Source organism: Delftia sp. S65 (assembly GCF_016516495.1).
GTDB lineage: Bacteria > Pseudomonadota > Gammaproteobacteria > Burkholderiales > Burkholderiaceae_C > Comamonas > Comamonas acidovorans.
Genome location: NZ_JACVUR010000075.1, coordinates 1 through 15025, shown reverse-complemented (window position 1 = coordinate 15025; position 15025 = coordinate 1). Strand labels below are relative to the sequence as shown.

At 65.3% G+C, this 15025-nt stretch carries 12 protein-coding genes; 1 reads left to right on the top strand and 11 read right to left on the bottom strand.

The genetic code is table 11. The features are described 5' to 3' along the window. Positions 1-155: 155 nt before the first annotated feature. The 9 genes from IAE24_RS29430 to IAE24_RS29390 form a co-directional block, all read right to left on the bottom strand. Positions 156-2678: a TonB-dependent receptor gene (locus IAE24_RS29430; RefSeq protein WP_199962473.1), complete on the bottom strand. Its 2523-nt coding sequence runs from the start codon at positions 2676-2678 to the stop codon at positions 156-158. A gap of 86 nt (positions 2679-2764) precedes the next feature. After that, a complete protein-coding gene (locus IAE24_RS29425) occupies positions 2765-3802 on the bottom strand; it encodes a siderophore ABC transporter substrate-binding protein (RefSeq protein ID WP_325100583.1) in 1038 nt (345 codons plus the stop codon). Positions 3803-3866: 64 nt separating this feature from the next. Continuing rightward, positions 3867-4829, bottom strand: a complete 963-nt coding sequence (locus IAE24_RS29420) for an iron chelate uptake ABC transporter family permease subunit (RefSeq protein WP_199962472.1) — start codon at positions 4827-4829, stop codon at positions 3867-3869. Continuing rightward, positions 4829-5833, bottom strand: coding sequence for an ABC transporter permease (locus tag IAE24_RS29415; protein ID WP_325100582.1), 1005 nt, complete (start codon positions 5831-5833; stop codon positions 4829-4831). The genes IAE24_RS29420 and IAE24_RS29415 overlap by 1 nt, the downstream gene beginning before the upstream one ends. Further along, positions 5830-7635 carry an ABC transporter ATP-binding protein gene (locus IAE24_RS29410; protein ID WP_199962471.1) on the bottom strand — a complete coding sequence of 602 codons (1806 nt, stop codon included), beginning with the start codon at positions 7633-7635 and terminating at the stop codon, positions 5830-5832. Before IAE24_RS29410 ends, IAE24_RS29415 begins: the two co-directional genes overlap by 4 nt. Then, positions 7629-9443 carry an ABC transporter ATP-binding protein gene (locus IAE24_RS29405; protein WP_199962470.1) on the bottom strand — a complete coding sequence of 605 codons (1815 nt, stop codon included), beginning with the start codon at positions 9441-9443 and terminating at the stop codon, positions 7629-7631. The genes IAE24_RS29410 and IAE24_RS29405 overlap by 7 nt, the downstream gene beginning before the upstream one ends. Before the next feature lie 153 nt (positions 9444-9596). Continuing rightward, positions 9597-10604: a FecR domain-containing protein gene (locus IAE24_RS29400; RefSeq protein ID WP_199962469.1), complete on the bottom strand. Its 1008-nt coding sequence runs from the start codon at positions 10602-10604 to the stop codon at positions 9597-9599. 13 nt (positions 10605-10617) lie between these two features. Continuing rightward, on the bottom strand, positions 10618-11136 hold the full coding sequence (locus tag IAE24_RS29395; RefSeq protein WP_013803359.1) for a sigma-70 family RNA polymerase sigma factor: 519 nt from the start codon (positions 11134-11136) through the stop codon (positions 10618-10620). Between the two features lie 137 nt (positions 11137-11273). Then, a complete protein-coding gene (locus IAE24_RS29390) occupies positions 11274-12587 on the bottom strand; it encodes an SGNH/GDSL hydrolase family protein (protein WP_199962468.1) in 1314 nt (437 codons plus the stop codon). Positions 12588-12685: 98 nt separating this feature from the next. On the opposite strand from IAE24_RS29390, the gene IAE24_RS29385 reads away from it, so the two are divergent. Then, positions 12686-13129 (top strand): hypothetical protein, encoded by a 444-nt coding sequence (locus IAE24_RS29385; protein ID WP_199962467.1) that lies wholly within the window; start codon positions 12686-12688, stop codon positions 13127-13129. Between the two features lie 881 nt (positions 13130-14010). Here the strand turns inward: IAE24_RS29385 and IAE24_RS29375 are convergent. Next, complete coding sequence (locus IAE24_RS29375) at positions 14011-14403, bottom strand: hypothetical protein (RefSeq protein ID WP_233630805.1); 393 nt, start codon at positions 14401-14403, stop codon at positions 14011-14013. 35 nt (positions 14404-14438) lie between these two features. Further along, the coding region (locus IAE24_RS29370; protein WP_199962465.1) for an RHS repeat-associated core domain-containing protein at positions 14439-15025 on the bottom strand (587 nt) is incomplete at its 5' end.

Below are 15025 nucleotides of genomic sequence, written 5' to 3'. Positions count from 1 at the left end.
CAGCTGCTTTTGCCACTGGTTACGGGGGGGGGGGGGGGGGGGGGGGCCGGCATGCTCGCCGCCCCATCGGGCTAGTTTATAGCCCGCAGGGCGGCAGCGCAGGCTCGGCCCGGCTCGGGCTCGGCTTGATCTACGGCAAGGCGCCGTGTCATCGCTCAGAAATCAACCGTGGCCGACAGCATGAAAGTGCGCGGCGCGCCCAGACCCAGGCTGGTCCACAGCGGCGTGGCCCAGTAGGCCTTGTTGGCCACGTTGGTGATGCTGCCGCGCAGCGTGAGCGGATGGCCGGCCGCCGTGGTCACATAGCGCGCGCCAACGTCGAACACGGTGCGGCCCGGCACGGACAGCGAGTTGTCGGCATTGATGTACTGCCTGGATGCCGTGGTGGCATTGGCCGTCAGCGTCAGGCCCTGCAGGGCAGGCACGTCCCACTCCACACCCAGCTTGCCCTGCAGCCTGGGCACGCCCGCTGCCAGCTTGCCCTGGTTCACGCCGCCGGCCGTGCGGGTGAGCTTGGGCTGTACGTAGGCAATGCCGCCCATCAGGCGCACGCCCGTGGCCACGTTGCCGAAGAAGCCCCATTCCACGCCCCGGTTGCGTTGCTCGCCGCCGAAGGAGAAGACGTTGGAGACAGGATCGGTGTAGCCGTTGGGGCGCTGGATCTCGTAGAGGCTGAAGGTGTGGGCGAAGTCGCCCAGGTCCAGCTTCAGGCCCAGCTCCTTTTGCCTGGATTTGTAGGGAGCGAACACTTCGCCCGCGTTGGCCGCCGTCATGGGTGCGGTGGCGCCCTGGCTCAGGCCTTCGATGTAGTTGGCGTAGACCGAGACACGCTCGCTGGCCTTCACCAGCAGCGCGGCGGCCGGCGTGGTGGCGCCTTCGTCATAGCGCGAGGTGCGCGCGCCCGTGGCCACGTTGAAGGTGTCGCTGAGCACCTGCTGGCGGCGCAGGCCCAGGGTGAGCTGCACGCGGTCCTGCGCAAAAGACAGGGTGTCGGCCATGCCGATGCTGGTCAGCCGCAGTTCGGTGCGCGAGATCGGGGGCGCGTTGAAGCTGGTGGCCGGGCCCCAGATGGGGTTGTAGATGTTGGTGATCCAGTCCTGGGCCAGCACGTTGCGGCGGCCGAACTGCTTGTCGGTATGCGTGTAGTAGGTGGCGTTGAGCGCCCACTGGTGGCCCACGCCGGCCGTGTTGAACTTGCCCTTGAGGCCGGCCTCGGCCGACTTCTTGTCCATCTCGAAGCCCAGGTCGGCCAGGTTGGTGCGGTAGTCGCCTGCCGTGTTGAAGACCTGGATCAGATAGGCGCCCGTGGAGCGGTACCGGGTCTTGCTGGTGCCCACGGCGGCATAGGCGGTGACGCTGTCGCCCAGGTCAAGCTCGCCGCGCACCATGGCGCCCTTGTCCTTGGTGTCGTAGAAGGCCCAGCTGGGGTTGAGCAGGGTGTCGGCCTTGGGCGGCCTGGGCACGGGCAGGCCTGCGGCCAGGTTGATGCCGCGGTTCAGGCCGTCGGTGCGGTCATCGCTGCTGTACAGGTCGGCCGACAGGCGGGCACGGTCGCCGCGCCAGTCCAGGCCCAGCGAGGCCAGCCGGGTCTCTTTTTCCTGGTGGTTCACGGCGCCGTCGCCGTCGCGCAGCACGCCGTTGAAGCGGATGCCGAACTGCTTGCGCTCGCCAAAGCGGCGGCCCAGGTCGATGTGGGCGCCCAGTTGCGCATCGGACATGAAGGAGGTGGTCAGCCGCGTGAGCGGCTCATCGCCCGCGCGCTTGGGCACGAGGTTGACCGTGCCGCCCACCGAGCCGCCAGGCGGCATGCCGTTGAGCAGGGCCGATGGGCCCTTGAGCACGTCCACGCGCTCGAACATTTCTGGCGATGCGCGGTAGAACGGCGCCACGCCGAACAACCCGCCAAAGGTCACATCGCCAATGCTGGAGCTGAAGCCGCGAATGGAATAGTTCTCGCTGATGATGCCGGTCATGCCCGTGCTGAACACGGTGGGGTCGGCGGCGGAGATCACGTCGGTGATGTCGCGGGCCTGGCGGTCGGCGATGAATTTCTCGGTGTAGCTGATGGTGTTGAAGGGCGTCTCCATGAAGTCCTTGTCGCCCAGCAGGCCCATGCGGCCGCCTGTGGATACCTGGCCGCCCGCATAGGCTTCCGGCGCCTGCTGAGCCTGTGCGCGCACGGTGACGGCGGGCAGGAGCACGCCGCCCTCCACGGGCGCTGCGGCGTTGCGGTCACGGCCCAGGGTGTAGCTGCCGTTGGCCTCGCGCAGCGCGCGCAGGCCCTGGCCGCGCAGCAGCTCGGCAAAGCCTTCGGCCACGCTGTAGCTGCCCGACAGGCCTGCACTGCTGCGGCCTTGCAGCAGGCTGGAATCCACCGTCAGCTCCACGCCGGCCGCTGCGGCAAAGGCGTTGAGCGCCTGGCCCAGCGGGCCGGCGGGGATGCTGAAGGCGCGGGGGCCCTCGCCGGGTGCCGCCCCGGAGGCTGCTCCAGATGCGGCCCCCTGGGCAGCCGCCTGCGCCAGCGCGGACGGCATGGCCACGGCCAGGCCGCCCAGTGCCAGGCCCGCCATGCAGAGCATTTGCACGGCGATGGCCGTGTGCCTGGAGGCAAAGGCCGGGTGCGGCAGGGCGCGCGATGCGCCGTTCTGTGCGGGGCGGGATGGATGGCGTAGTGCCATGCGGGACTCCTTTCGATTCGGGTAGGCGTTGGGTGTTTCACCTTGTCTTCCGAACGAGAAAGCCAAACCCTCAATCGAGAATGCGATCAATTTGCAACCGCAGCGGCCACCGGGCCCGCGCCCGCTGCTGGCGCATCGCCGTAGCCCTTGAGCACGTCATCGACCATGAGCTTCACCGAAGTCACGCTGGCCGCCGTGACGTACCAGGCCTCTGAATCGACGAAGACCACGCGGTTGTTCTTCCAGGCGCTGGTCTGGCGCAGCAGCGGGTTGTCCATGCCTGCGGCGTCCATGCCGGGGCGGCGCTGCATGATGGCCGTGCGGTCGATCACGTAGAGGATGTCCGGGTTGGCCTGCTGTATGAATTCGCTGGAGATGGGCTGGCCGTGCAGGTCGGCCTCGGCCGCCGTGCTGGCGGGCTTGACGCCCAGCGCGTTGAAGACAAAGCCGTAGCGCGACTGCGGCCCGAAGGAGCTGAAGGCGCCGTTGTTGTGCATGACGATGAGGGCCGTCTCCGCACGGCCCTCGGTGGCGCGCCGGGCCTGGGCGACCTTGTCGTCCATCTCGGCGGCCTTGGCGCGCGCCAGGTCCTCCTTGCCGAAGATGCGGCCCAGGGTGAGCAGATGATCGCGCACGGTGTCCAGGTGCCGGGTGCCGCTGTTCCTGAAGTCCACGTCGAAATGCACCGTGGGCGCAAAGCCCGAAAGCTCCTGGTAGGCGCTGGCCTGGATGGGCGAGATCAGCACCAGGTCAGGCTTGAGCGCGTGCACGCGCTCCAGGTTGGGCTGGACGATGGAGCCCAGGTCCTGCACGCTGGCATCGTCCTTGTACCGTGCCAGGAAGTGGGGCACGAAGTCCTTGGGCATGCCGGCAATGGGCACGCCGAGCTGGTCGAGGAAGTCGGCCTCGTTCATGTCCAGCGCGGCCACGCGCTGCGGCGGGCGCTCCACCACCGTGGTGCCCAGCTGGTGCTGCACGGTGACGGGCTTGAACTCGCCGGCCGCCGCCTGCGGCGCTGCGGCCTGTGCCGACGGGTTGGCGGGCCGGTCGCAGGCCGACAGGGCCAGGGCCGCGGCCAGGGCCAACATGGAAGCGTGATGGGGAATGCGGAACAGACGGGTCACGGGCTTTCTCTCCTGAAAAATGGGATGCATTGCGTTGGGTATTTTTGGGAGGACAGGGGCCGGCTCAGGCCCGGCCGCGCCCGCGCACCATGAGCGCGAGGAAGTAGCTGCCGCACACCAGGTTGACGAGGATGCCCACCGAGGTGCGGTAGTTGAAGACATGCTCCACCGCCAGCTGCGCCGCGATGAAAATGGACACGGCCACGGCGCAGCCCAGCGGCAGCGTGACGCGGTGGCGCGCCGTGCCCGCCAGCGCATAGCTGATGTGGGCCACGAAGATGCCCATGAAGGCCGTGGGCCCCAGCAGGCTGGTGGACACCGCCACCAGCGCGGCAATCAGCGCCAGCTGCAGGCGCAGCTGGCGCTGGTAGTGCACGCCCAGCGAGATGGCCTGCTCGCGCCCCAGGGCCAGCACATCCAGCACGGGCAGGCTGCGCCGCACGATCACGCAGGCCACGGCCACGATCAGCGCCGACCACAGCAGCTGCGCGGGCCGGGCGCGGTTGAACGAGGTGTAGCTGTAGCCCTGCAGCACAGAGAACTCTCCGGGACTGATGCGCAGCTGCACGAACTGCGTGAAGGTGCCTATCACCATGCCCAGCACCAGGCCCAGCAGCAGCAGGAAGTACACGTTGTCCCGCCCCGCACCCAGCAGCCAGCGGTGCAGGGCCCAGGAGTAGCCCAGCATGCACGCCACCGACAGCCAGAAGTTGCCGCCGGGGCCCAGCACCACCAGGCTTTGCACGCCCATGGCCAGCACCAGCAGCGCCTGCAGCAGCAGGTAGACCGCCTCGTAGCCCATGATGGCGGGGGTGAGGATGCGGTTGCCCGCAAGCGTCTGGAAGACGATGGACGACAGCGCAATGCAGATGCCGCCGATGACGATGGCCGACAGCCGCGTCAGCCGCCGTGCAATGACGTAGCCGAAGTCCAGGCCCGAGCCCAGCAGCACGAAGCAGGCCGCCAGCGCGACGGCAACCACGGCAGCCGCAATCCATGCGGTTGTCTGAGGCAAGGCCTTGCGCATCACGGCCTCCTGCGCAGGATGAGCACGAGGAAGAGCACGCCGCCCACGCTACCCGCCGTCAGGCCGATCGGCACCTCGAAGGGGTGCATGATCAGCCGGCCCACGATGTCGCAGGCCAGCAGCAGCGAGGCGCCGCTGAGCGCGACGATGGGCAGGGTGCGGCCCAGGTTTTCGCCGCAGCGCATGGCCACCAGGTTGGGAATGACCAGGCCCACGAAGGGAATGGCGCCCACGGTGATGACCGTGGCCGAGACGGTGACCGCCACCAGCACCAGGCCCAGCGTGGCCAGCGCCGGATAGCTCAGGCCCAGGCTGGTGGCCATGCCCTCGCCCATGCCCAGCACGGTGAAGCGGTGCGCAAACGCATAGGTGAGTGCCACGATGGGCACGATGAGATAGATGATTTCGTAGTGGCCCTGCACGATGCGCGAGAAGTCGCCCAGCAGCCAGCCCTGCATGCTTTGCAGCAGGTTGTGGCGAAAGGCATGGAACTCGGCGATGGCGCTGAGCACGCTGCCGTACATCAGGCCCACCACGGGCACCAGCACCAGGTTGCGCAGGCGCATGCGGCGGATGATGGCCACGTACAGCAGGCTGGCGCCCAGGCAGAACACCAGCGCGAACACCATGCGCCAGGCCACGCCCCACGCGCCCGAGGTGAAGGCCGAGGCGGGCGCCACCGTCAGCGACACCAGAATGCCCAGCTTGGCCGCATCCAGGCCGCCGCAGGTAGCAGGCTCCACAAAGCGGTTCTGCACGATCTGCTGCAGCACCACGCCGCACACCGACAGCCCCACCCCCGTGAGCACCAGCGCTGCCAGGCGCGGCAGGCGGCTGGCCGTGAGGGTGAGCCAGGCATCGCCCGACAGCGACAGCAGCTGGCCCCAGTCCACCTGCCGCGCGCCGATAAGCACGGACGCGCAGCACAGCGCGGCAAAGGGCAGCAGCCACGGCGCCAGGCGCGGGGCCTGCGTCCTTGTCTTTGGCTTCGCAGGCTCGCTCAACGGAGGTCCTCGCCCGTGCCTGTGGCCGTTCCCGTGCGCGTTCCCGCAATGCGCCAGCCCTTGGCGGCGCGCCGCCGCGCCAGAAAGCGCGCATACAGGCCTTGCGCCTGCGCCAGCTGCTGCGGCGGGCCCTGCTCACTGACGCGGCCCTGGTCCAGCACGATGATCTCGTCGGCCATGGCCACGGTGGACAGTTGGTGGGCAATCACGATCAGCGTGCGCCGGCCGCGCAGCCGCGCCAGCGCCTGGGCGATGGCGGCCTGGTTCTCGGCATCCAGCGCGGCCGTGGCCTCATCGACCAGGAGGATGGGCGCGTCCTTGATGAGCGCGCGGGCAATGGCGATGCGCTGGCGCTCGCCGCCAGACAGGCGCGCCCCACCCTCGCCCACGGGCGTGTCCAGGCCCTGCGGCAGGCGACCGATGATTTCGGCCACGCCGGCTTGGCGCGCGGCCTCCATCACCTCGGCATCACTGGCCTGCGGGCGGCCCATGCGGATGTTGTCGGCAATGGAGCCCTGGAAAAGGTAGCTGTCCTGAAAGATCTGGCTGATCTGCCCGGCCAGCCGCTCGCCCGCGATCTGGCGCACATCCATGCCGCCCACCAGCACGCTGCCCTGCTGCACGTCGAAAAAGCGCGCGATCAGCCGCAGCACCGAGGACTTGCCAGAGCCCGAGGCGCCCACCAGCGCCGTCATCGAGCCCGGCTCCACGCGCAGGCTCAGGCCGCGCAGCACCTCGGGCTGGCCCGGCCCGTAGCGGAACACCACATCGCGCAGCTCCACCGAGGCATCGCGCGGCGCCTGGGGTATGGCGGGCTCGGGCAGCGGCTGGACCGCGAGGATGTCGCGCACGGCATCGAGCTGCACGCGCGCGGCGCGCAGCGAGTCGGCGTAGCCGGCCACCTCCAGCAGCGGATCGACATGGCGGCAGGCCAGCAGCAGGGCCACGATCACGGGGATGGCGGCTTCCATTCCCATGCCCATGCCCTGTGCTGCAACGCCGCCCAGGCGCTCGTCCAGCCACAGCGCGCCGGCCACCAGCAAGGCCGCAAACACGGCCTGCACGGCCCAGCCATTGAGCACGCCCGACAGCGCCACCAGGCGGATGGACTGCGCGCCCGATGCGCGCTGCCGGCCCAGGGCCTGCTCCAGCCAGCGCGTGCCGCCGCCTTCGCCATTGAAGGCGCGCAGCACCGACTGCGCCTGCGCAAACTCCACCATGCGCTGGCTGGCGCCAGCCATGCTGCGCTGCAGGCGCTCGTCGGCACGGCGGCCCAGGTGCGCGGTGACCAGCAGCACGCCTGCCAGCAGCGGCAGCGCCAGCAATGCAATCAGGCCCATGCGCCAGTCCATGGCACACAGCGCGGCCACCACGGCAACGGGCGCCACGGCGCCGCTGAACACGGGCGTGAACACATGGGCCGGCAGCTGGGCCACTTCCATCATTCCCTGCGAAACGACGTGGTTGAGCCGGGCCGTGTTCTCGGGGGTGAACCATCCCACGGGCAGGCGGGCCACATGGTCACCAAGCCGGTGGCGCGCCACGCGCAGCACGGCCGCGCCCAGGCCCAGGCCGGCTTTTTCCACCTGGCGCTGCCAGGCCCAGCACAGCACCACGCCCGCCAGCAGCACGGCCAGCCAGGCCGCGGCGCCGCGCGTATCGCCTGCCAGCAGGCGCGACAGCACGGGCACAAGAGCGGTGACGACCAGGCCGCTGAGCAGGCCATGCAGCACGGCCATCCAGGCATAGCGGCGGAAAAGCCGGGCATCGTCGCCCAGCAGTTGCATCAGGGTCTTCAGCATGACGGCAGCTCCGGGGCCAGGGCGGGGGTGAAAGGCTGGGCTTGCGTAGGCGGTGGTGCGTACCCGCCCAGCGCCCACAGCCGCGCGTAGCGTCCGCCCAGCGCCAGCAGCTCGGCATGGCGGCCGCGCTCGCGGATGGCTCCGCCCTCCACCACCAGGATCTGGTCCGCATGCATGACGGTGTCCAGCCGGTGGGCGATGACCAGCAGGGTGCGTCCGTTGGCCCGGCGCGACAGGGCTTCCTGGATGGCAGCCTCGCTCTCGGCATCGGCAGCGGCCGTGGGCTCGTCCAGCACCAGCACGGGCGCATCCAGCAGCACGGCGCGCGCAATGCTCACGCGCTGCTGCTCGCCGCCGGACAACTGGGCGTCTTCGCCGATCACGGAGTCATAGCCGCGCGGCAGCGCCAGGATGCGCTCATGGATGTGGGCGGCGCGCGCCGCCTCTTCCACTTCCTGCGCGCTGGCCGAGGGCCGGCCCAGCGCAATGTTCTCGCGCACGCTGGCGTGCACCAGGCGCACGTCCTGAAGCACAAAAGCCAGGTGGCGGTACAGCTGCCGGGTCTCGATCTGCCGCAGGTCCACCCCGCCCAGCGTGATGCGCCCTTCGTTCGGGTCGAAGAAACGCAGCAACAGCCGGGCGAGCGTGGACTTGCCCGCGCCCGAGGCACCGACCACGGCGGTCACCGTGCCGGGCCTGAGCGTGAAATCCATGCTCTTGAGCACGTCATGCCCCGCCTCGTAGGCATGGCCCACGCCTTCGAAGCGGACTTCGCAGCCTTGGGGCAGCCTGCATTGATCGGCGGCCGGTTGCTCCAGCACGGGCGTGCGCAGCAGCGCCTGCACGCGCTGGGCGGCGCCCGTGGCGTGGTTGAGCGCATGCAGGTTGAAGCTGAGCAGCTGCAGCGGCGCGCTGATGCCCGGCGCCACCAGGGCAAAGGGCAGCACATCCACGGGCGCCATCCAGCCCAGGGCCGTGAACAGCGTGCCGAAGGCCAGCACCACGCCCAGCACGGCCACGGGCGCGATCAACGCATTAGCATTGGCGCGCGCCGACACCAGCGGGCGCGCAAAGCCGAGGAAGGCGTCGGTAAAACCATCGACGGCCTCGCGGTAGCTGCCATGGGCGCGCCCGCTGGCACCAAAGGCCTTGACCACGGGAATGCCGTGCACGAACTCCACCACGGCGTTGTTGATGCGCGCCAGTCCCGCGCCAAAGGCCGGCATATGGGCACTGCTGGCCTGCATGGCGTGGCGCATCACCAGAAAGAAGATGCCGAACGGCAGGGCCGAGACCAGGGCCATGCGCCAGTCCATGGCCACCAGGTAGACCGCAGAAGCGGCCACCGTGCCCGCACCGCGCCCCACGGTGGTGTAGAAGTGCGCAGTCAGCTCGTGCAGGGTGGCCACGTCGTCCTGCATGGCCTGCTTGACCTGGCCCGAGGCCCGCTCGGTAAACCAGCCCAGCGGCACGCGCGCCAGCCGCTGCATGGCCGACAGGCGCAGTCCGTGGGTGAGTCGGTTGTCGGCCAGGTGGGCGACCAGCTCGCCCGCCGACACCAGGGCCATGCCTGCGAACAGGCAGACAAGGCACAGCACGATGACGCGCCAGGCATCGGCCGCCGCCATGCCGCCATCGGCCAGCGCCAGCCGCGCGATGTGGGCAATGCCGGCCAGCGGCGCCAGCGCCAGCACGGCGCCCGCAAACGACAGCAGCGCGGCAAGAACAAGCTGCGCGCGGATGGGCTGCAGCGTCTGCGCAATGGGGCCGAGGCCGGCCTGGGGGTCATCGGCATCGGTGGAGTGCATGGGATTTCCTGGAGGGCATGGCGGGACAGAAAACAAGGGCTCTTGCCTGTCTTCCGAACGAGAACGCCAAACCCTCAATCCGCAGGGGCAGGAAGTTGAATCAGCCGGTAACGGGTTCCGAGAGACGAGGAAGGCGCCGCGGTGAAAGGCGCCTCAGCCCGCCGCCTGCACCGTGACCCAGTAGCGCGTGCGCGCGACCACCTGCACGGGCAGGCCCAGCGCCAGGTTGTGCAGGGCGCGGTCGGTATCGCGCAGCGAGAACACGCCCGTGACGCGCAGGCCGGCCACCTGCGGGTCGCAGCGCAGCAGGCCCGTGCGGTAGCGCGCCAGCTCGGCCACCAGTTCGCCCAGCGGCATGTTGTCGGCCACCAGCACGCCGCGCGCCCAGGCGGCGGCGCTTTCCTGCGCGGCCACCGGGGGCTGGGCCAGATCGCCGGAGAAGACGGCGCCCTGCCCTGCCTCCACGCGCACCACCTGGCCCGGCGCCCGGGCGGGACGCACTTCCACCGCGCCCTCGAACACGGCCACGCGGGACTGCTCATCTTCCTGGCGCAGCGTGAAGCGCGTGCCCAGGGCCTGCACCGTGCCGTGGCGCGAGCGCACGCGCAGCGGGCGCGGTGTGCTTTGCGGATCAGGCGCAGTGGTCACGAGGATTTCACCAGCGCGCAGCAGGATCAGGCGTTCGGCCCCGTCAAAGCGCAGGTCGATGGCCGAGGCCGATGCCAGCACCACCTGCGTGCCATCCGGCAGCGTGATCTCGCGGACCTCGCCACGCGCCGTGCCATGGCTGGCAGCGGCGATTTGCCAGGCATCGGTGCCGCGCACCACATGGGCAATGCCACCGGCCATGGCCATGAAGCCCAACACCTGCATGGCGCGGCGGCGGCCACGGCGTGGCGCCGGCGACGCAGCGAAGGTGTCCGCCAGCGCATGCCGCGCAATGCCGCCGGGCACGCTGCGCAGCTTGTCGTCAAAGGCCTGCAGGCGGCTCCAGGCCAGTTCGTTCCGCGGATGCTCGGCACGCCAGCGGGCGCAGGCGGCGCGGTCTTCGTCGCTGGCGTCATCGGCCCACAGCCGGGCCATCCATTCGGCGGCGCGCTGGACAATGGCCGGCTCCAGCAGCTCGCTGGAGGCGTCGGGCGATGCCGGTGATGAGGACATGCGGACGGGCCGTTCAGCACACCGGGCCGTGCAGCGCCTGGTAGCAGGCCAGCAGGCCGGCGGCGATGTATTTCTCCACCGAAGACACGGACACGCCCAGCTCGGCCGCGATGTCGCGGTAGGCCATGCCGTCGAGCTTGCACAGCAGCAAGGCCTTGCGCGCCTTGGGCGGCAGGCCGTTCAACGCGGCATCGATCTCCACCAGCGCCTCCAGCGCAAGGGCACGTGTTTCTTCGGAGGGCGCCATCTGCTCGGGCAGCAGGGCCAGCGCTTCAAGATAGGCCGCCTCCACGCGGCGGCGCCGGTACAGGTCGATCACCAGGCCGTTGGCGATCTGGGTGAGATGGCGGCGGTGCTCGTCGGCCGGCGGAACACGGCCGGTGCGCAGCAGTTGCAGGTAAACGTCGTGCGCCAGATCGGCCGCATCAAAGGCATTGCCCAGCTTGCGGCGCAGCAGGCCGCGCAACCAGCCGTGGTGATCGGTGTAGAGAATTTCGACTTGTTGCTGAAGCGCGAACTCGGCGGCGGCCACGATACCCCTCCCTGTATCCCAGGGCGCAGGCAGGCCAGGGACGAATGACAAATGAGAACCATTTGCATTTTATAGGTAGACAGCCCCGCCGCCGCCAACGCCACCATCAACGCCACCTCCACCGCGTGCAGGCGCGGCTAGCGCGGCAGCAGGCCCGGCAGTATGGCGTTCAGATCCACCGCATCGGCCATGGCGCGATTGCCTTCGTCGCCAGGATGCAGCCGGTCGCCCGAGTCGAAGCGCGCCGCCATGCGGGAGGGATGGGCGCCATCGCGCAGCACGGCATCGAAGTCGATCACCGCATCGAAGGCGCCGCCCAGGCGTATCCAGGCGTTCACCTGCCGGCGCAGATCGTCCTTGTCGTCCTGGTAGTAGTCGTCCAGCGGCGTGCCTGGCAAGGCGCCCTCGAAGGGCGGCAAGGTGGCGCCGATCACGCGCAGCCCGTGGCTGCGCGCCCTGGCGATCAATTGGCGATAGCCCTCTGCCATGTCCTGCAGCGTGGGACGCGGCGCCTGCCGCGCAAAGGCCGTGCCGGGCCAGGAAATATCGTTGATGCCCAGCAGCACGATGAGGCTGCGCACACCGGGCTGGGCCAACACATCACGCTCCAGCCGCGCCAGCGCATGCTCGCCCATGCCATCGGACAGCAGGCGCGCGCCAGAGATGCCAGCATTGACCACTGCCGCGCCGTGCGGCGCAAGGCGCGCGGCCAGGAAGTCCGGCCAGCGGCTGTCCCGGTCCAGGCTGGCCGTGGCGCCGTCGGTGATGGAGTCGCCCATCACCGCTACCACGGGCGCCGCGGGTGACGCGGGGTTGGCCTCGACCTGAATACCCGCCAACAGCGGGCGGGCCGTGCTGCTGATTGCGCCAGGGTCCGAAGTCCGCAGCGCCGCAGCAGCGGACTGGTCGCCCGCCACGATCCAGCCGGTCTGGCGGCCATCCCAGTGAAAACTCTGCACAGGCATGGCGCCGGGCAGGTACAGGCTCACGGCCACCTGCGACAGCGAGGACAGCGGCAAGGCCACAGGGTCGCTGACCAGGGATGCGCCTGCGGCAATGGTGGCTTGCGCGCTGCCGCCAAAAGTCACGGCCTGCAGGCTGCCAGCGTCAATGGCGCCCTCCGGCAACGACTTTGCCACGGTGGCCCTGCCCACCGTCACAGGCTGGCCGCCGTAGGCGTTGGACAGCACGATGCGCAGGCGCGGCCCGCCCAGGCTGATGCGCGCCACCTGGCGCACGGTCTGGTCCTGCAGCACAGCGGGCAGATTGGTGGGAAAGAGGAAGTCCGCCCCCCAGACCGGCTGCGGGCTGGCCTGCCAGGTGGCGGCCCAGTTGGAGGCTTCAGCCGAACCCGCCGGCACCGTCGAATCCGCCATGGCTGGCGTGGAAATCACAAGCGCCAGAAGGACCGCGCCCGAGGCCGTGGAAAGCGATGGAAAAAGTTGCTGCATGCAAGGAATCCGATGTCTGTCGATGGCGGGATCATGGATTCAAGGGCTGCGCGGGACTAGACAGTCTGCTGGAACACCATCTGTGAATTTAATTCACGATGAGACCTGTACTGTGCTTTGGTAGCGAGGATGGGTTTGGCGTGCCCAGATGGTCGCAGGGATGGCAGGGAATGACGATGCGCCGTTGCCATTCTTTTCCTGCCCTTGAAGTTAGGCTGCATTTAACTGAAATTGCTTTGTGCTGTGCACCGTGGCGCTTTTTTATCACCAATTTTATACGGAGCTTTCCACAGTATATTTTGTATACATACTATTTCTTGAAACGGATGATGATGCAAAAACTTGCTATAACAAAAATGCAAGTTGATGTTATTATGGAAAATTTATTATCAACAAAAGGTATTTTGAAATTAATAATACTCTTGGAAAGAAATAGGAGAAAAATAGATGCCATTGCATATAACTTATTCTTCGTACATTTGATTTTTGTTACGCAATATATTGAGAATATAAAAACCAACGTATCTACTGAAATTAAATAGATGGCAGATATATCGCCTGATCCCCAGCAGGTAGCGGGCCACATAAATGCTGTGCACGTTATGAAACTGCAATTTCTCATTTTATTTACAGGGGCAGGTGAATCCATTTATGTCGCCGGATTTAAATGCTTCCCACGATTTCTTTGTACTCTCAAATAGAGAGCTATCCTTACTGGGAACAATCGATTCCTAGCCAATATGAATAAGAATTTCCATAGTACTCTCTTGTCCAATCAAAAATTGAAATCCCGAGTGAGAGGGTGAAGTCGCATCTTGTATGACGTGCAATGCCGCACCGAAATGGAATGGTGCTGCCTCGGCAGCCGGATCGCCTAGTGTATGCCCTGCGTTTTGTACTCATGCAGTACCATTTCCCCAAGGGTCCAGCTTTGCTGCTCAGGCCACCTAGCCTGTCTGGTCCGTCAGCGCCATTGGCGTGCCCAGGTGGTCGCAGTCGTAGTGGTGGATGGCGATGTGGGCGTGCTGCTCTCTTTACTGTTTTTACAGTTGAGCCTGTATGCAACTGATCATGGTTTGCGTGAAGGTCAGGGCCAACGTGTGACTGGGGGCGCCCCGGTCTGGCTGGCCTGCGGTAATGGCTTGACCAGCAGAGGGTTCGCTGGCCGTGGTACCCATGCGTGAAGCTACCCGGCTTGTGTAGACCATGGGTTCTATATGGCGGGTGTCCCCGCCGTGCTGCATGCGTTCGGCGTGGGTGAGGCAGTTGCTATCCCTGTGGTAGAAATGGATGTGTTTAGTACTATATGCGTGATACGAATGCTGCCGCCAGTCACTTAGGTGCTGAGCTTAGACGAGAAATTCATCATGCGCCCTAGGGAGATCGTCCTTGGTGGTTTTTCCTGCTACTGTGGTTAAGTATTCTATTTTTTAAAAATCTTTTCGCACAATAATTTCGTGACTAGAATTATTTCAATATTATCTTCTTTGCTTTCAATGATTATCGCATTTTTTCTATTGAAATTCTTAAAAAATGATCTCTCATTTAATCCAATCTTCTCTCCATCCGTTTTTTCGTCTTTTATATAATCCAGAAATGGTTTAATGGTTGTTGTTTTATATTTTTTCTTCACCTCACCAAATATTTCACTAGGAGTTTTCTTTTGATTTAGATATTGATACTCAAAATACAACTCCTCCAATGATATGCATCCATCGGATCTACTCAACAACATCCATTCTTTTTCATCTGCAGCCATGGAATTTTGAGTAAAAGTTAAAATACATAGACTTATAGTTAATGTCAGTTTTCTCATGTTTATTTGCCATTAATTTCAGGATTTAAAATTCCCTAATCAAAACAAGAGCAGTCAAATCTCATTCCATTTTTGAAATCAATCATTTTATCTACTGCAAATTCTATTTGGCTTTGTCTAGGATCATTTTCTATTGATGTTGGGAATGGGCCATGTCTATGAAAGTCACGCTTCCTCCATATCTCGAAATTCGAATGTGCTGGCGATGTCGAATCCATTACTGCATGAAGGCCGAATCCAAGCATAAAATCCGATATTGGATCACCTTCAGCATTTCCATCAATAAAGGTGTCTAGAAATTCGTTTGCCTTCAAGCATGATTCTTTTTTTGACAATGTTTTTGAACTCATTGTATGCATATACCCATGATGCTCGTCCTGAAAACGAGACCTATCAGCCTCTCTTGAGCCTTGCTGCATTCTAGCCACTGAGTCAGAGCTCAAGCCGGCCTTTACTCCGTAAGCATCCAATATCTTATTATGTGCACTTGTGGACCATAGTCCCAAAGGGTCAATTTTTATCATGGGTGATGCTGCATATGCATATACATTCACCCCCCCCATCAACCCAATCGGATCCTGATTCACATAACTCCCCACCACCGGATCGTAATACCGATGCC